Source organism: Streptomyces sp. NPDC059080 (genome assembly GCF_042739975.1).
Classification (GTDB): Bacteria; Actinomycetota; Actinomycetes; order Streptomycetales; family Streptomycetaceae; genus Streptomyces; species Streptomyces benahoarensis.
This window is the reverse complement of sequence record NZ_JBHYGX010000055.1, coordinates 4031-20478: the sequence shown is the minus strand read 5'-3', so window position 1 is coordinate 20478 and position 16448 is coordinate 4031. Positions and strand designations below refer to the sequence as shown.

The window sequence follows — 16448 nt, the reverse complement described above, 5'->3', positions numbered from 1 at the left end:
GTACCCGGCTCGTACGGGGAGGCGCCGGGCGTCAACCCGTACGCGGAGGACGCGGCGGGGGCTCACCCGGAGCCGTATGCGGGCAGGGCAACTGTCCCGGCCCAGGCGCAGGTTCCGGGTACGCCGGGCATCCATCCGTATACGGAGGGCACGGCGTCGCCGAACCCGAACCCGAACCCGAACCCGTACGCGGACGGGCCGAGTGCGGCCTCCGGTGCGGCTTCGGTGCCGTGGCCGGGTGTGGGTCCGGATCAGGGTCCGGGCGCTGGCCCCGTACGGGTCGCGGCACCGGGCCTCGTTCCGGCCCGGACCGCTCCGGCCCAGGCCACTCCGGCCCAGGCCACTCCGTCCCGGGCTGCTCCGGCCCAGGCCGCTTCGCATGTCCCGCTGCCTGGCCCCGCACGGGAGTTGCCCGCTGCGGAACCGGCCGCCCTGGCCGCCCCGGCTGCGCCGTCTGCTGACGAAGCGGCTTCGGGGCCCGCTCCGGCGGCACGCTCGGCCCTTCTTCCGGCCTCGCCGGAGCCGATGACGCCCCTGGAGCCCACGGTGGCCCCGGAGTCCATGGCGTCCATGGCGTCCATGGCGGCCATGGCGGCCACGGAGTCCATGGCGTCCATGGCACCGGAAGCCGTGGCGTCACCCGGAGCCCCGGCGCTCCCCGGACCGACGGCGTCCCCGGAGTCTCCGGCAGCCCCTCGTCCCACAGCAGGCCCGTACCTCGCCCCGCCGGACCCGTCCGCGCGCCTCTTCATGGCCAGCCCCCCGGCGTCGGAACCGGGCCCCGCGCTGCCGGAGCAGCCCCGCCCCGCCGAACCGGCCGACCGCACCAGGCAGATCGGCCGCACCGAGGAGGCCGATCAGCCCATCGGCGCCGGCCACCTCGCAGGCGCCGACCAGCCCGCAGGCACTGACCGACCCGTAGGCGCAGAACGGGTCACAGGCGCCGAAAGGACCACCGAAAGGACCACCGCCACCGAACGGGCCGCCTTCCCCGTCCTCTCCCGCCCCCCGTACGGGCTCCCCGCCCCGCTCCCCGCCCCCTCCACGAACGGCAGCACCTCGCTGCCGCTGCCCCCGCTCTCGCCCGTCACAGAGGACGGCGGCGGGGCGCCCCTGCCGGTCGGTGACCCGTCGTCCGGCTCCCCGTCGGCCGGTCTCGCGCCGCCGCAGGCCGTCACCGCCATCGCCGGGCCGCAGCCCGCCCCCGCCGCGCCGCCGTACCTCGACACGCCGCCCGGGCCGCCGCAGCCCCCGCAGGCCGCCGAGGCACCCGCCAGGCCGCAGCCGCCGGCCGGTCAGCCGTTCGCCGCGCCACCGGCGGCGGGTCAGTCACCGGTCGGCCAACCGGCGACCGTCGCCGAACGCACCATGCACGCGGCCGGGTTCCTCCCCCTCGTGCCCTGCCCCGGTGCGTACGAGCCCTGGCCGTGCCGCTGTACGCAGTGCGGCCGGGAGGTCACCCCGACGTACCGTCAGGTCCGCGACGAGGCGTTCACCTGCGCCTGCCGCGGTACGCGACGGCGCCGCCCCGCCCGCAAACGCTGACCGCCCGACGGCGAGCGGACGGGCCGCCCGTCAGCCCAGCCGCTCCCGCAGCCACGCCACCGCCTCCGCCGGCCCCGGCACCGTCTCCACCCCGACGGGCGCCGGGGGGCGGGTGACCAGCACGACGGGCACCCCGGCCTCCCGCGCGGCGGTGAGCTTGGGGGCGGTGGCGGCGGCCCCACTGTCCTTGGTGACGAGGACGTCGATACGGTGCGCCGCCAGCAGAGCCCGTTCGCCGTCGAGGGTGAACGGGCCGCGGTCGAGCAGCGTCTCCATCCGCGGCGGACGGGGTCCCTCGGGCGCGTCCACGGACCGTACGAGGAACCAGAGGTCGGTGAGGTGCGCGAAACGGGCGAGGCCCATGCGTCCGGTGGTGAGGAACACCCGGCGGCCAAGCGCGGGCAGCGCGTCCGCCGCCTCGTCCAGCGACGCGACCCGATGCCATACGTCACCGGCCTGCGGGGCCCACCCGGGACGCCGCAAGGCCAGCAGCGGCACCCCGGCGGCAGCGGCGGCCTGCGCCGCGTTCGCGCTCATCGCCTCGGCGAACGGATGCGTGGCATCGACCAGCACATCCACCGCATGCTCCCGCATCCAGCACACCAGCCCCTCGGGCCCGCCGAACCCCCCGACCCGCACCTCCCCCACAGGCAACCGCGGCGCCGCCACCCGCCCGGCCAACGACGACGTGACCCGCACCCCGCCACCCGCGTCCGCCCCGACCATCCCGGCAGCCAGCTCACGCGCCTCGGAGGTGCCGCCGAGGATGAGGACGTGACGGGGCCCCGGGGCGGCAGGATCAGTCATCGGTCCGGGGTCCTTCGGGTTCATCGGGTTCATCGGGTTCATCGGCAGCAGAAAACGCCTTGGAAGGGTACGGGAGGGGCAGTGTCCCCCCGGGCCGGTCCCTGGGGCCAGGCTCCTTGGGCGCTATTTCGACCAGTAGGGGTCGCGGAGGTCGGGCGTGTAGTCCGAAGCCCCACTGGGAGCCTTGGGGAACGAATCCCCCTCTTCGCCGGCGATATCACCACTGGGGCCGGACGATACCGCGCTCACCCCGACACTGATATACACATCGCCGGAACCGCCGACGTCAATTTTCGCAATACAGCCGTCCGACGCTTCGCTCAGAAGCGATGGCCTGCCATTGTTCTGCTCCTTTGCCTCGAAACCCTTCTCCTCCCAGCGGCGTGACACGATCTTGAGGAGCTCCTTCTTCTTCCCCTCCGATACCTGTGTGCGCAGATGACGCTGCCGACTCACATCCATCTCGCCATTCGCATCGTTGGTGAATGAATTTCTACGCTCCGACATGTGCGCGGGACCGTCACGCCACCGAACGCGAGGACGAATCCCTGCCAACGTATCGTCCAGTACGGAATCAACACGCTGAAGCGCCTTATCCACCGTGGGATAAGCAGCACCCCCGCTTCCCGGGATAAGCGAGCAACCGGAAAGGACAGTAAGAGAAAAAATAGATGCCAGAGCACCACGCCAGACCCTACGAGAGAACATGAATCTCACCTCCTCTCCTGAAGAGAAACCTTCTCCGGCTGGCCAGCAACGATAGTCCCGATATTCCCCAAGGAGGCACCACCGTCCGGGTCCTTGAAGTAGTTCGAATGCGAGTGAAGTTGTTCACCATCCGCGACACCGAATCGATTTCCGCCAAATTCTTCGCTGGCGGGATCCGTTCCGAACCAGAGTCGGTGCGGATCTGCCCAGTGCGCGATGGCACCGCCAATGGGGCCACCGACGATCGTGCCTGCAACTTCGCTCTTGGAGGATGCGTGGGTGACCGGATCGTTCTCTGCTGCCCCGACCCAAACGTGCCCCTTTCCGACCCCGAGATCCTCTGCCTTCTCGGCTCCCGTGCCAGGGCTCCCTACAAGAACGATGTCGTCAACGGGAATTCCCCCCGGACGCTGTGCCGCCTGCCCCACCGTAAATGAGCCATAACTGTGCCCAATTGCCGTGACGTGTGGTCGGCTCCCCTCGTGAGTCGCCTGGACCCCGTCCATGAAGGCACCGAAATCTGCACCTCCGCGCGCGCCTTTCTCCTCATGGGAGACTGCGTCAACATCCTGAGGCGCGTCGTAGCCAAGCCAGACGATCGAGGCGGTCTTGTGGTTTGCGTCAGCGTGGCTCGCAGAATCCCAGACACTCTTGGCCCGATCTCCGTCTTCGCCGCCAACATCCGACATCGTGGTACTGAAGCCCGGCACATAGGCGGAGACATTGTCTGCAGTGTCGGGATTTCCATACGACAGGATGGCCCGCCCCTGCCCCTCGGCCGCGATACCCAGAAGCAACGGCTCGGGGACTTTCCCATCATCTCGGTCGAGACGGTCCCTGATGGCGCGGAACCCCTTCTGCTGCTCGGCCTGCTCCTCCGAAATGGGCGTACCAGGCGGGTGAGCGTCGATCAGCCGGTCAAGGTTGACGCGATTTGCATCGTCGCGAGTTTCGGAGGGAATTCCGTCGAGGTTCCCGATCACGTCGGGATTCAGCGCCAGCTGCTCGTCCCGCTCCTCCTGGCTCAGGCCCTGCCACCAGTCGTTGACCTTTTTCGGGTCCGTGCCCTGATGTGGAGCAGTATTGAGGCCGAGCGCCGTACCCGCGATCTGGGAGATGTCGGACGCGTCCCGCTGGGATTCCAGGCCGTCGACCTTCAGTCCACGGTCGGCCTGGAGACGCGCGATGGCGATGGAGTACCGTCCGTCGATCTCCTCGACGGTGCGCAGCACTCTGAAGACGCTCTCCTCGTAGTCGCGCCGCTCGACCTCTTCGTCCGGGGTGCCGGCGTCCGGATCGCCCGTCGGAATGGAACCCTCGTCCTTGTAGAGCACTTCTCCGCTGGGCAGCACCTTGAAGCCCCTCGCGGATGCCTCGTCAAGCAGTTTGCGGAGCTGCTTCTGCTGCTCCTTCATTTCGGTGACGAAGCCGTCGATGGTGGTCTCTATGAGCGCGCATTCCTGGGAGCCGAACTGGAAGTTCTGTCCGAGGCGGTCCAGACGTTTCTGCGCGGTGTCGGCCGCATCGCCGGACCAGTCACTCTTCAACGGGCGGCGCATGTAGGTGTCGACACGGTCCTGGTAGCCGCCGAGGCGGTGTGCGGACCGCGCCCATTCCTCTTTCGCGCCCTCCAGGGCGGAAAAGCGGAGGTCTTGGATTTCCCGCAGAGTGGGCATCGGACATCATCCGAACGGGCTGTTGTGACGCGACTGTGCCGCGGGGAGGGCCACGGCCGGACTTTCGGAGCGCTGGGTGAACGACCGCGCGGTGTTGTCGTCGTTCGTCTCGTAGTTGTCCGCAGATTTCCGGAGGGATTGTGCGACGTCCCCGCATTCGTTTCGGACGTCGCCGAGCCTGGCCTGCCAGGAGTGCTGCGTCCGCATGAGTTGCTGGGCGAAGGAGAACCCCTCGGCCTGTCCCGGCAGACCTTGGTGATGCGCATTCAGTGCGCTGATGGCGGAGGCCACCCCGGACTGCATTTCCTCGCTCTGGCCCGCCGCGGTGCGCAGCGTCTTCGGCTGCACATCGGTATCCGGCACAACAGCCCCCCGTTTCCCCGTTTTTCCACGCAGTATGAGACAGCCAATCACCCTAGGTGATGCGTGCAGGTGGCACGCTTATGGGAGGTGATTCGGCCGATGGCAGGCCGAAAGGGAGCGATGGATCCGCCCGGTGCCGGGCATTCCGGGCGTTCGGCGCCGCGGCCGTCCCGTACCCAACCCGGCTACGGCGCCGTACCGCGTGGCAGGGAACATGGACGGGCGGCTCACGGTGCCGCATACCGATGGATCGGGTGGTGAAAGGGCAGGTGGCGACGGTGAGTGCGTCCGGCGCGGGTCCGGCGGAGCCCCAAGGTCCGGCGGAGCCACAGGGCCCCGGGAGCCAGCCACCCCCCGCAGGCGGCCGTAGCGCTCAGCTCGCGCATACCGGTCTGCGCTCCGGCTGGACGACCGGGGCATGTGCGACGGCGGCGAGTGCCGCGGCGTACACCGCGCTGCTGACCGGGGAGTTCCCGGATCCGGTGCGGATCACGTTGCCCAAGGGACACACGCCGTCGTTCGCGCTGGCCAAGGAGGAGTTGGCCGCGGACCGGTCGTGGGCGAGGGCGGCGGTGGTGAAGGACGCGGGGGACGATCCGGACGTGACGCACGGTGCGCTGATCCGGGTGACGGTGCGGGAGCTGACGGCCGGTTCGGGGGTGGTGTTCCGGGCGGGGCCCGGTGTCGGAACCGTGACCCGGCCGGGGCTGCCGCTGGAGGTCGGCGAACCGGCGATCAACCCGGTACCGCGGCAGCTGATCTCCGGGCACCTCGCCGAGGTGGCGGCGCGGTACGGCGGGCGCGGCGATGTCGAGGTCGAGGTCTCCGTCGACCACGGCGAGGAGATCGCGCGCAGCACCTGGAACCCGCGGCTGGGCATCCTCGGCGGACTGTCGATCCTGGGGACGACCGGCGTCGTCGTGCCGTACTCCTGCTCGGCGTGGATCGACTCGATCCGGCGCGGGGTGGACGTGGCGCGGGCGGCGGGGCGGCGCCACGTGGCGGGCTGTACGGGGTCCACGTCGGAGAAGGTCGCGGTGGCGCTGCACGGGCTGCCCGAGGACGCGCTGCTGGACATGGGGGACTTCGCGGGCGCGGTGCTGAAGTACGTACGGCGGCATCCGGTGGAGCGGCTGACGGTCTGCGGCGGGTTCGCGAAGCTGTCGAAGCTGGCGGCCGGGCATCTCGATCTGCATTCGGCGCGGTCGCAGGTGGACAAGGGGTTCCTCGCGGAGCTGGCGCGGCGCGGGGGCGCGGACGAGGCGCTGGCCGCCGAGGTCGCGGGCGCCAACACGGGGCTCGCGGCGCTCCAGTTGTGCGCCGCCGCCGGGGTGCCCCTGGGCGATCTGGTGGCCGCCACCGCCCGGGACGAGGCGCTGGCGGTGCTGCGGGGCGCGCCCGTCACCGTCGATGTGGTGTGTATCGACCGGGCCGGGCTGGTGGTGGGGCGGTCGGCGCCCCGGGGGCCGGGGGCGTAGCACTCCGGGGAGCCGGGGCGTAGCCGGGAGGCAGGGCGCGGCCGCCCGAAGGCGGAACGGGAGGGGGCGCGCGAACGCCAGGTCCCGCCGTTAGAGCGCGCCCCCAGCGCCCCCGCAACCGCCCTGCGGCCGTTCGCGATCCGGCGAGTACAGGTAGCTGTCCCCGAACTGTTCCGCGGCCAGGGTGCGGCCGACGAGGATGACGGCCGTGCGGACCACGCCCGCGGCCTTCACCTGGTCGGCGATGTCGGCGAGGGTGCCGCGCAGGACGAGTTCGTCGGGGCGGGAGGCGAGGGCCACGACGGCGGCGGGGCAGTCGGCACCGTAGTGCGGCAGCAGCTCGGCGACGACGCGGTCGGCGTACCGGGCGGCGAGGTGCAGGACGAGGAGCGCGCCGCTGCGCCCCAGGGTGGCGAGGTCCTCGCCCTCGGGCATGGCGGTGGCGCGCTGGGCGATACGGGTGAGGATCACGGTCTGGCCGACCGTCGGTACCGTCAGCTCGCGCTTGAGGGCGGCGGCCGCGGCGGCGAACGCCGGGACCCCGGGCACCACTTCGTACGGCACGCCCGCCGCGTCGAGGCGGCGCATCTGCTCGGCGACGGCGCTGAAGACGGACGGGTCGCCGGAGTGCAGTCGGGCCACGTCGTGGCCCTCCTCGTGGGCGCGGACCAGCTCCGCGGTGATGGTGTCCAGGTCGAGCTGGGCGGTGTCGATCAGCCGGGCGCCGGGCGGGCACTCGGCGAGCAGTTCACGCGGCACCAGGCTGCCCGCGTACAGGCAGACCCCGCAGGCGGCGAGGGTACGGGCTCCGCGCACGGTGATCAGGTCGGCGGCGCCGGGGCCCGCGCCGATGAAGTGGACGGTCATCGTTCCTCGTTCGTCGGGGAGGTGGGGGAGGTGGGGGCAGCGGGGCTTGAGGGAGTGGGTACGGGGGTGGTCTCCCCGGGGACGGCAGGCACGTCGGCCTCCCCGGGGACAGCAGGCCCGGCGGCCTCCCCAGAGGGCTCGGGCGCAGACGCGCCGCCCCCGGTAGGCACCGGTTTCACCCCCACCCACTGGGTCACCGGCATCGCCTGCCGCCAGCCTGTGAAGCCGCCGACCGGCGTCGCATGGGCGACGGCGAGACGTACCAGGTCACCGCCGTGGCGCCGGTACCACTCCGTCAGCAGGGCCTCGGACTCCAGGGTCACCGTGTTGGCGACGAGGCGGCCGCCCGGGGGCAGCGCCGCCCAGCAGGCGTCGAGCAGGCCGGGGGTGGTGAGGCCGCCGCCGATGAAGACCGCGTCGGGGACCGGGAGCCCGGCCAGCGCGTCAGGCGCGGCACCCCGCACCACCCGCAGCGCCGGTACGCCGAGGGTGTCCGCGTTCCGGGCGATGCGGGCGGCGCGGACGGCGTTCCGTTCGACGGTGACGGCGCGGCAGGCGGGGTGGGAACGCAGCCACTCGATCGCGAGGGAACCGGAACCGCCGCCGACGTCCCAGAGGAGTTCGCCGGGTTCCGGGGCGAGCGCGGAAAGGGTCGCGGCCCGTACGTGGCGCTTGGTGAGCTGGCCGTCGTGGTCGTACGCGTCGTCGGGCAGCCCGGGGACGACCGGCAGCCGTAGTGCGCCCGGTTCGCGGACGCACTCCACGGCGACGACGTTCAGTGGGTCGCCGGGCGGGCGCGCCCAGGTGGCGGCGGTGCCGTCGGCCTGCGCCTCGGCGGGGCCGCCCAACTGCTCCAGGACACGCATCCGGGACGGGCCGAAGCCGCGCTCCCGCAGCGCCTCGGCGATCCGCGCGGGCGTGTCCGCGCCGGACGACAGGACCAGCACCCGGCGCCCGTGGTGCAGCGCCCGCGCCAGGCCCGCGACCGGCCGCCCGACCAGCGAGACGACCTCGGTGTCGGCCACCGGCCAGCCGAGCCGCGCGCAGGCGTACGCGACGGACGAGGGGTGCGGCAGGACCCGCAGCCGGGGGCAGGGCGCCGCCGGGTCGTCCGGGAAGGCGGCCAGCACCTCGGTGAGCGTCCGGCCGATGCCGTGGAACATCGGGTCGCCGCTGGCCAGCACGGTCAGGCCGCGTCCGGCATGGGCGGCGATCAGGCCCGGGACGGCGGGGCGCAGCGGCGACGGCCAGGTGAGGCGTTCACCGGCGCACTCCGGGGGCAGCAGGTCAAGTTGGCGGGCGCCGCCGAGCAGCACGCCCGCGGAGCGCAGCGCGTCCCGGGAGGCGGGCGCCAGCCCGTCCCAGCCGTCGGCGCCGATCCCGACGACGGTGAGCACGGGCGGGACGGGTGAGGGGAGCGGTGAAGGGGATGCCAGGGAGGTCACTGCCGAGTACCTCGAACCTCGGAAGCCGCCGGGCGGCCGGTGGGGGAAGGGCGGCCGGGCGGCCGGGACGTCCCCGCACTCTACTGAGCGCCCGGCTTGCCCCGGCCGTCGGGGAGGCCCGGGTGGCGCCCTCGGGCGAACCGGGAACCATATACGGCGCTTCGGTCCCGGTGTTCTTCACTCGTTGGTTCCGGTGTTCTTCACTCGTTGGTTCCGGTGTTCTTCACTCGTTCGCCCCCGGATGCGGAACACCCGTGGTCTTCCCACACTGGACGGTGGCGGGGGCCCCTGACCGGAAGGCCGGGGCGAATGGACTGGTAGGAGGACTCATGGCATCCCTTGTGCACCGGTACTCGGGTCGGGTGTACCTCGCGGCCAACACCCAGCAGAGGTTCGGCTTCGCCTACACCGTGAACGGGCAGGCCGTCGATCCGCAGCCGCGGAGCTTCAACCGGTTTGCCGTAGGCCATACCGGGTTCGGTGATATCTACACCTACCTCGACCTCGTCGAGGAATCGATGCTCTTCGACGCCAAGAATCAGCCGAATCACGTCGGATGGAATCTGCTGATCAAAACCCGCCAGGGAGCTGCGGACTTCATCGTGAGCGCCATCGGCGTGGATCAGTGAGCGGATAGGCGTGGATCAGAGAGCGGATAAGGAGGTACTCATGCGGGTTCATGTGGCCTACGAGCGAGACGGGTTGATCGTCGCCCTCACGGACGTCGGGGACCAGGGTGGGGGCATCAGCGCCCATCCCCTGCCCATGGATGGCCGTGAGGTGGCCGAAGTGGACGTACCCGACGAGCACGCGAACCTGTCGCTGTCCGAGTTGGCCAAACGACTTCGCGTGGACGTGGAAGCGACGCAGCCCCGGCTCGTCGGCAAGTAAGACCCGGAAGGGCTCGGCAGCCCGGGGCGGTCGGGGCGGCCCCCGCAGCGGGCCGCCCCGCCGCCTCCGTGACGGCCGGAGCCGACGCAGGCATCTCCGCTCCGTCAAGAGCCCCCTGATCTCCACTCAGGGCAGCCCGACATTTCCTGACTGATCCGGAGCACCCTCCAGGGTGGCGCTCCGGCCCCCTTGGGCGGGGCAAGGCCGGGGCCCGCTTCGAGGCTTGCCGGATCGATCCGAGCCGATAAAGTGCAGAAGATCTTCCGCTTCCGCCCGCGCCGCGCACCGGCCCGCGCCCCCACCGCGACCCGGAGCCCGTGCGGTCGGCCGGACGGCTCGTCAGGACCGTTTCCGCGCTCCTGCCCGGCCCCTCCCCCGTACCGACGCCGCCATCGCTCCGAGGACCTGTCCGATGTCACCCCAGATACCCTCCCGCCGTCGGGCAGAGTCTTCGCCGCTCGGTGCCGCGCTGCTCGCCCTGGTGGCCACGCTCGTGATCGCCGGCGGCCTGTGCCTGTGGGCCGTCCTCGTCGCCCCGGAGACCGTCCGCACCGCCCTGGCCTGGGGCGGCTTCGCAGCGGCCGTGGTGGTGAGCGGATCGGTGTCCGCCGCCGTGTACGGGCTGCGGCAGGCCCGCGCGCACCGCGCCCGCGTCGAGGCGGTCCGCGCCGAGGCGGAGCGGCTCGCCGACGAGACGCTGCCCGCGGTCGTCGCGCAGCTGCGCGCGGGCTCGTCCGCCGACACCGCGCTCAACCGGGTACCGCTGCCCACCACCCCCGCCCACCAGCGCGTCGTCCGGAGCCTGGCCGAGGAGGTCGGCCGCGGGGAGCGGATGCGCGCCGCCGCGATGGCCGCCTGCGCGAACGCCGCCGGACGCGTCCAGGCGCTCTCCACGAGCATGCTCGCCGACCTGCGCGAGATGGAGCACCGGCACGGCGAGGAGGTCCTGGGCGACCTGCTGAAGCTGGACCACTCCACGGCGCAGGCCGGGCGCCTCGCCGACTCCATCGCGGTGCTGACCGGCGCCCGTTCGGGCCGCCGCTGGAACAAGCCGATCTCGATGGAGAGCGTGCTGCGCGGCGCCATGGGCCGCATCAGCGCCTACCGCCGGGTCCAGCTGCACAACAGCAGCACCGTCGCGGTCGCCGGGCACGCGGCCGAGGGCGTCATGCACGCGCTCGCCGAGATCATGGACAACGCGACGTCCTTCTCGCCGCCGTCGTCCGCGGTCCACGTCTACGTCGAGGAGACGCAGGCGGGCGTCGTCGTCAGCGTCGAGGACAGCGGTCTGGTGATGGGGGAGACGGCGCTGCGCCGCGCCGAGGCCGCGGTCTCCGCCGACTCCCTGGACCTGATGTCGCTGTCCGGTACCCGTCTCGGTCTCGCCGTCGTCGGCTGCCTGGCCCGCAAGCACGGGCTGAACGTGTCGTTCCGCCCGTCGGCGCGCGGCGGCACCAGCGTCGTGGTGCTCATCCCGCAGCAGCTGGTCACCGAGTCCCGGCCGCTGGTGCGCGAGCCGGAGCGGCCCGTCGTCCCGGACACCGTGCCCGAGTCGCTGACCCGCCCCGCCGGGCCGCGCCACGCGTCGCGCCGTACGCCGTCGGAGTCCGCACCGCGCCACGCCTCCTACCGGGACCCTGCCGAGCCGGTCGCCCCGCTCGCGCCGTTCCCCCCGGAGCCGCCCGAGACGTCGCGACCGCACCAGCCGTCCGCCGCGCCCGAGGCGCCCGCGTCGCGCCCCGCGATCCCGCCGCAGCAGCAGCACCGCCGACCGGCCGCGCCCGCACCGGAGTTCGGCGAGAGCGGGCTGCCCAAGCGCCGCCGGGGCCAGACGCTGGCCTCCTCGTCGCCGGCCGACGGCCCGGCGCCGAAGCCCGCGCCCCGGCCCGCCGCGCCGCGCCCGGCCCGCTCCCACGAGGAGGCCGCGGAGCGGTTCCGCACCTTCCGCCGCGCCGTCGGCCGCGGCCCCAAGGCGCCCGGTGGTGCCCCCGATCCTTCGCAGACCCCCAGCCCCGCTCACCCGGAGGACGAGATCCGATGACGAACACGACCGACCACAGCCTCGACTGGATGCTGGAGAACCTGCTCCAGAAGACGCCCGGCACCCGCCACGCCCTGGTGCTCTCCCGCGACGGCCTGAAGCTGTGCCACTCCCCGGGTCTGACCGTCGATCAGGCCGATCAGCTGGCCGCCATCGCCTCGGGCATCCAGAGCCTGTCGCACGGCGCGTCCGTCGAGTTCGGCGACGGCACCGGCGGCGTCCGCCAGGCGATGACGGAGTTCCACGGCGGCATCCTCTTCATAGTCGAGGCCGGACACGGCGCCCACCTGGCCCTGCTGGCCGTCGAGGACGCCGATGTCGGCCTGATCGGCTTCAACATGAACGAACTGGTCGAGCAGATCGGCGAGTACCTCGCGGCCGCGCCGCGTGCCGAGGGTGGCGGCCGTACGCTCAGCCCGGGGCAGCGGGCATGAAGCGGCTCGGTCCCGACGACGATCCGGACCGGCTCTACACCGTCACCGGGGGCCGCAGCCGGGCCGCCGACGACCTCACCCTCGACCTGGTCACCCTGATCGTCAGCGAATGCGATCCGGCCCCCGGTATGCAGTCGGAGCACGTCCGGATCCTGTCCATGTGCCACCACCCGATGGCCGTCGTGGAGGTCTCGGCGGAGCTGCGGATGCCGGTGAGCGTCGTGCGGATCCTGCTGTCGGACCTGCTCGACTCCGGCAAGGTGACGGCCCGCCACCCCCGGCCCGTCACCGCGGCCCACCTTCCCGACACCGACCTGCTGAAGGAGGTGCTCGATGCACTCCACCGCCTCTGACGGGGGCTCCGGAGCCGCACCGGCGCCCGACGCCCTCGCCGCCCCGTCCCACGCCCCGCTGCGGGCCACCGCGGACAACGGCCTGAAAGTCGTCATCGTCGGCGGCTTCGGCGTCGGCAAGACCACCATGGTCCGGTCGGTCAGCGAGATCCGCCCGCTGAGCACCGAGGAGACCATGACCCGGGCGGGCGTCGGCGTCGACGACCCGTCCGGCGTGGAGACCAAGTCGACGACGACGGTCGCCTTCGACTTCGGCCGCATCAGCATCAACGACCGCTCCGTGCTGTACCTGTTCGGCGCCCCCGGCCAGGAACGTTTCTGGTTCCTGTGGGACCGGCTGTTCACCGGGACGCTCGGCGCCGTGGTGCTGGTCGACACCCGCCGCCTGGACGACTCCTGGTACGCGATCGACCGGCTGGAGTCGCACGGCATGCCGTTCATCGTGGCGTGCAACGACTTCGGCGGGCCGCAGCACACCCTGGAGCAGGTGCGCGAGGCGCTCGACCTGTCGCCCGAGATCCCGCTGGTGGCCTGTGACGCCCGCGACCGCGCGTCCAGCAAGTCCGTGCTGATCGCGCTGGCCCACCACCTCTACTCCCTGTCCGCCCCTCACGAGACCGTGAAGGCCGCCCCGTGACCGAGCAGTTCCCCCCGCCCGGCTGCCCCGCGCACGCCCCCTCCGTCCACCCGTCAGGCGCCGTCAGGCTCTACGGCGAGGGGCTCAGCGGCGACCCGGCGCGGCTCTACCGTGAGCTGCGGCGCACGTACGGGCCGGTCGCGCCGGTCCTGCTGGACGGCGACATCCCCGCCTGGTTCGTCCTCGGCTACCGCGAGGTGCACCAGGTGACATCCAACCCCGACCTGTTCGCCCGCGATTCGCGGCGCTGGCACGCCTGGGAGTCGATCCCCGCCGACTGGTCGCTGATGCCGTTCGTCGGCTACCAGCCGTCGGTGATGTTCGCGGAGGGCGCCGAGCACCGCCGCCGCTCCGGGGCGATCAGTGACGCACTGCTCGCCATCGACCAGTTCGAGCTGCGCGGCATCTGCGAGCGGCTCGCGGACGGGCTGATCGACGCGTTCGCCGGGAGCGGCGAGGCGGACCTGATGGCGGACTATGCGCTGCGGCTGCCGCTGCTCGTCGTCACCGAGCTGTTCGGCCTCGCCGCGACGGAGGTGCCGCAGCTGGTCCGGGACATCTCCGGGTCGCTGGACGAGGGCCCCGGCGCGATCGACGCGCATCAGCGGGTGGCCGCGCGGATGGCCCGGCTGGTGCACGAGCGGAAGGAGCGGCCCGCCGCCGACGTGCCGTCCCGGCTGCTGACCCACCACGCGAAGCTGGCCGAGGAGGAGGTGGTCATCGATCTGCTGGTGGTGATGGCCGCCGCGCAGCAGCCGACCGCCAACTGGATCGGCAACACCCTGCGGCTGATGCTGACCGACGACCGCTTCGCGGTGTCGCTCTCCGGCGGGCGGCGCAGCGTCGGCCAGGCGCTCAACGAGGTTTTGTGGCAGGACACCCCGACGCAGAACTACATCGGCCGCTGGGCGTCCCGCGACACCCAGCTCGGCGGGCGGCGGATCCGCGCCGGTGACCTGGTGGTCATGGGCCTGGCCGCCGCCAACAACGATCCGCAGGTCAGCCCGGACTTCACCACGGCCGGTACGGACAGCAACCAGTCCCATATGTCGTTCAGCCACGGCGAGCACTCCTGCCCCTACCCGGCGCCCGAGATCGCCGAGGTCATCGCGCAGGCCGCCGTCGAGGTGCTGCTCGACCGGCTGCCGGACGTGATGCTGTCGGTCCCCGCCGAGGCGCTGGTGTGGCATCCGTCGCTGTGGATGCGCGGGCTGACGGCGCTGCCGGTGGAGTTCACCCCCGCGTACGCGCCGAGGTGAAGCGCACCGGGAGGGCGTCCAGGCCCCGGGTGAAGATGCCTTCTTCGCGCGGGGCCGCGCCGTCCGCGAGGGCGAGGCCGGGCAGCGCGTCGAGGAGCAGGTTGACGCCGGTCTCGACCTCCGCCTTGGCCAGCAGCGCGCCGACGCAGAAGTGCCTCCCGAGCGCGAACGACAGGTGGTCGGCGGCGGCGGAGAACGCGGTGGTGGCCGCCAGGTCGGTGCGGTGGATGTCGAACGTGCCGGGGTGCGCGTAGCGGCGTTCGTCGCGTCCGGCGGCGCCGATCAGGCAGGTCACGGTGGCGCCCGCGGGGATCGTGCCCCCGGCGATGTCGACGTCCTCGGACGGCTGACGCATGATCATGTGGACCGGCGGGGTGTACCGCAGGGTCTCCGCGAAGGCGGGCGCGATCAGCGACCGGTCGGCGCGCACCGCGGCCAGCTGCTCGGGGTGGCGCAGCAGGTTGTACATGAGGGCGGAGAGCGCCTTGTCGGTGGTCTCGCCGCCCGCGGTGAGCAGCAGGCTGCAGAACGCCTTGATGTCCTCATCACTCATCTGCGCCCCGTCGATCTCCGCGGCGCAGAGCGTGGAGAGCAGGTCGTCGCCCGGGTTCTCGCGGCGGTCGCGGATGACCGGGAGCAGGTACGCGGCGAACTCCTCGCGGGTACGGAGTCCGGCGGCGGCGACGTCGGGGTCCTGGGCGAGGTTGCCGAGGAAGCCCATGATCGCGGTGTACCAGCGGTGGAAGCGGTCGTGGTCGGTGCGGTCGAGGCCGAGCATGTCGACGATGACGTTGATCGGTAAGCGGGTCGCGAACTGCGCGACGAGATCGGCGCTGCCGGTGTCGCGGAACGCGTCGATCAGTTCGCGAGCGTTGCGCTCGATGACCGGCAGGAACGTGGTCTCCAGGGTCCTGCCGCGGAACGCGGGGGCGACCAGCGCGCGGCGGACGGCGTGCTCATGGCCGCTCATCTGGAGGATGGTGCGGCCGTGCACCGGCTCCAGCTGCCAGTCGTAGTTGTCGGTGGTGAACACCGGGTCCTTGAAGGCGCGTTCCACGTCCTCGTAGCGGGAGAGGACGTAGCTGTCGGTGGCCTCGTGGTGGATCAGCGGGAAGTCGTCGCGCAGCACGCGGTAGGCGCGGTGCGGGTCCGCGTGGAATTCGGGCGACAGGATGTCCGGCGGCACTGCTCGGCTCGCGGGCACGGCACACTCCTCGGTAGATGCGTACGACACGTAAGGGCGTGCGGGGATTCCCGCACGCCTGGCGGTCACCCCCATGCCCCCCGCACGGGGCCACAGGCACACCAAAGATCGTCCCGGACCGGCCACTTATCAAGGGCCCCTCACCCCCGCCCCACCCGGAAGCGGACCGTCCCACCCCCCTCACGCGACGCGACCACACCACCCCATTACGCACCTGACCTGCGACTTTACCTATCCCCGAAGGAAGCGGAAGCGGCCCGGCTCCCGCTTTTGGATCTTCCGCCGAACTCTGGGGCGGCCGCCGCGGAACCGGCCGCCGGGGCGGTGCGGACGCTCACGGCGGGCTTGCGGACCCGCCCCCCGGAGCCACTACGTTAGGTAGTCGGTCCGGGTACAAGGAGTGGCGATGGGCATGTTCGAGGCGCGCGGCAACAAAGACGGCACGTGGTACATCGTGCACACCCCTGACGGGCACCTCGCCCATCTCACCTGCCCGGACGGCAGAACCCGCGCCGCCGTCAACATCCCCACGAGGGACGAGGCGGAGGCCGAAGCGGACGCGCTGAACGACGAATACCACTGGGCCGTCCGGGCGGCCGAAACGACGGGAGAGGGCACATGAACTGTCCGAAGTGCGGTGCGATCTACTCGATACAGGCGGGCCAGAAAATCTGCCTGTCCTGCGGTTACCTGGGCGGGCCTGCGTAAACGACGACGGCGGGGCGGCGACGGTTCTCCCG

General features: G+C 72.1%; 17 protein-coding genes. 10 read left to right on the top strand and 7 right to left on the bottom strand.

The window, feature by feature from the left end:
- Positions 1-525: 525 nt before the first annotated feature.
- Positions 526-1545 (top strand): hypothetical protein, encoded by a 1020-nt coding sequence (locus tag ACFWWQ_RS27550; protein ID WP_384601545.1) that lies wholly within the window; start codon positions 526-528, stop codon positions 1543-1545.
- 30 nt (positions 1546-1575) lie between these two features.
- Here the strand turns inward: ACFWWQ_RS27550 and ACFWWQ_RS27545 are convergent, their stop codons facing one another.
- From ACFWWQ_RS27545 to ACFWWQ_RS27530, 4 genes are all read right to left on the bottom strand, one after another.
- The gene (locus ACFWWQ_RS27545; RefSeq protein ID WP_384601542.1) at positions 1576-2352 is read right to left on the bottom strand and encodes a cobalt-precorrin-6A reductase; all 777 of its coding nucleotides are present in this window, start codon (positions 2350-2352) and stop codon (positions 1576-1578) included.
- A gap of 123 nt (positions 2353-2475) precedes the next feature.
- A complete protein-coding gene (locus tag ACFWWQ_RS27540; protein ID WP_384601540.1) occupies positions 2476-3069 on the bottom strand; it encodes a hypothetical protein in 594 nt (197 codons plus the stop codon).
- On the bottom strand, positions 3066-4736 hold the full coding sequence (locus ACFWWQ_RS27535; RefSeq protein ID WP_384601537.1) for an alpha/beta hydrolase: 1671 nt from the start codon (positions 4734-4736) through the stop codon (positions 3066-3068). Before ACFWWQ_RS27535 ends, ACFWWQ_RS27540 begins: the two co-directional genes overlap by 4 nt.
- 6 nt (positions 4737-4742) lie before the next feature.
- Positions 4743-5099, bottom strand: a complete 357-nt coding sequence (locus ACFWWQ_RS27530) for a type VII secretion target (protein WP_384601534.1) — start codon at positions 5097-5099, stop codon at positions 4743-4745.
- A 245-nt stretch (positions 5100-5344) separates the two neighbouring features.
- Here ACFWWQ_RS27530 and ACFWWQ_RS27525 point away from each other — a divergent pair, with 245 nt between their 5' ends.
- A complete protein-coding gene (locus ACFWWQ_RS27525; RefSeq protein ID WP_384601531.1) occupies positions 5345-6577 on the top strand; it encodes a cobalt-precorrin-5B (C(1))-methyltransferase in 1233 nt (410 codons plus the stop codon).
- Between the two features lie 90 nt (positions 6578-6667).
- Here the strand turns inward: ACFWWQ_RS27525 and cobM are convergent, their stop codons facing one another.
- Together cobM and cbiE are read right to left on the bottom strand one after the other, a co-directional pair.
- Positions 6668-7444: a precorrin-4 C(11)-methyltransferase gene (gene cobM / locus ACFWWQ_RS27520; RefSeq protein ID WP_384601528.1), complete on the bottom strand. Its 777-nt coding sequence runs from the start codon at positions 7442-7444 to the stop codon at positions 6668-6670.
- Positions 7441-8889, bottom strand: coding sequence for a precorrin-6y C5,15-methyltransferase (decarboxylating) subunit CbiE (cbiE, locus tag ACFWWQ_RS27515; RefSeq protein WP_384601525.1), 1449 nt, complete (start codon positions 8887-8889; stop codon positions 7441-7443). The genes cobM and cbiE overlap by 4 nt, the downstream gene beginning before the upstream one ends.
- A gap of 329 nt (positions 8890-9218) precedes the next feature.
- Here cbiE and ACFWWQ_RS27510 point away from each other — a divergent pair, with 329 nt between their 5' ends.
- The 7 genes from ACFWWQ_RS27510 to ACFWWQ_RS27480 all read left to right on the top strand — a co-directional run bounded on the left by ACFWWQ_RS27510 (position 9219) and on the right by ACFWWQ_RS27480 (position 14504).
- Positions 9219-9518 (top strand): hypothetical protein, encoded by a 300-nt coding sequence (locus ACFWWQ_RS27510; protein ID WP_384601522.1) that lies wholly within the window; start codon positions 9219-9221, stop codon positions 9516-9518.
- A gap of 40 nt (positions 9519-9558) precedes the next feature.
- Positions 9559-9780, top strand: coding sequence for a hypothetical protein (locus ACFWWQ_RS27505; RefSeq protein ID WP_384601519.1), 222 nt, complete (start codon positions 9559-9561; stop codon positions 9778-9780).
- A gap of 412 nt (positions 9781-10192) precedes the next feature.
- Positions 10193-11821, top strand: a complete 1629-nt coding sequence (locus ACFWWQ_RS27500; RefSeq protein ID WP_384601517.1) for an ATP-binding protein — start codon at positions 10193-10195, stop codon at positions 11819-11821.
- Entirely contained in the window at positions 11818-12255 is a 438-nt protein-coding gene (locus tag ACFWWQ_RS27495) for a roadblock/LC7 domain-containing protein (RefSeq protein WP_384601515.1), read from the top strand. Before ACFWWQ_RS27500 ends, ACFWWQ_RS27495 begins: the two co-directional genes overlap by 4 nt.
- Entirely contained in the window at positions 12252-12608 is a 357-nt protein-coding gene (locus tag ACFWWQ_RS27490) for a DUF742 domain-containing protein (protein WP_384601512.1), read from the top strand. The genes ACFWWQ_RS27495 and ACFWWQ_RS27490 overlap by 4 nt, the downstream gene beginning before the upstream one ends.
- Complete coding sequence (locus ACFWWQ_RS27485) at positions 12589-13245, top strand: ATP/GTP-binding protein (protein WP_384601509.1); 657 nt, start codon at positions 12589-12591, stop codon at positions 13243-13245. Before ACFWWQ_RS27490 ends, ACFWWQ_RS27485 begins: the two co-directional genes overlap by 20 nt.
- Positions 13242-14504, top strand: a complete 1263-nt coding sequence (locus ACFWWQ_RS27480; protein ID WP_384601505.1) for a cytochrome P450 — start codon at positions 13242-13244, stop codon at positions 14502-14504. Before ACFWWQ_RS27485 ends, ACFWWQ_RS27480 begins: the two co-directional genes overlap by 4 nt.
- Here the strand turns inward: ACFWWQ_RS27480 and ACFWWQ_RS27475 are convergent.
- Positions 14479-15708 carry a cytochrome P450 gene (locus ACFWWQ_RS27475; RefSeq protein WP_384601502.1) on the bottom strand — a complete coding sequence of 410 codons (1230 nt, stop codon included), beginning with the start codon at positions 15706-15708 and terminating at the stop codon, positions 14479-14481. The genes ACFWWQ_RS27480 and ACFWWQ_RS27475 overlap by 26 nt on opposite strands.
- Before the next feature lie 406 nt (positions 15709-16114).
- Here ACFWWQ_RS27475 and ACFWWQ_RS27470 point away from each other — a divergent pair, with 406 nt between their 5' ends.
- Positions 16115-16330, top strand: a complete 216-nt coding sequence (locus tag ACFWWQ_RS27470) for a hypothetical protein (protein ID WP_384601499.1) — start codon at positions 16115-16117, stop codon at positions 16328-16330.
- Positions 16331-16448: the final 118 nt, after the last annotated feature.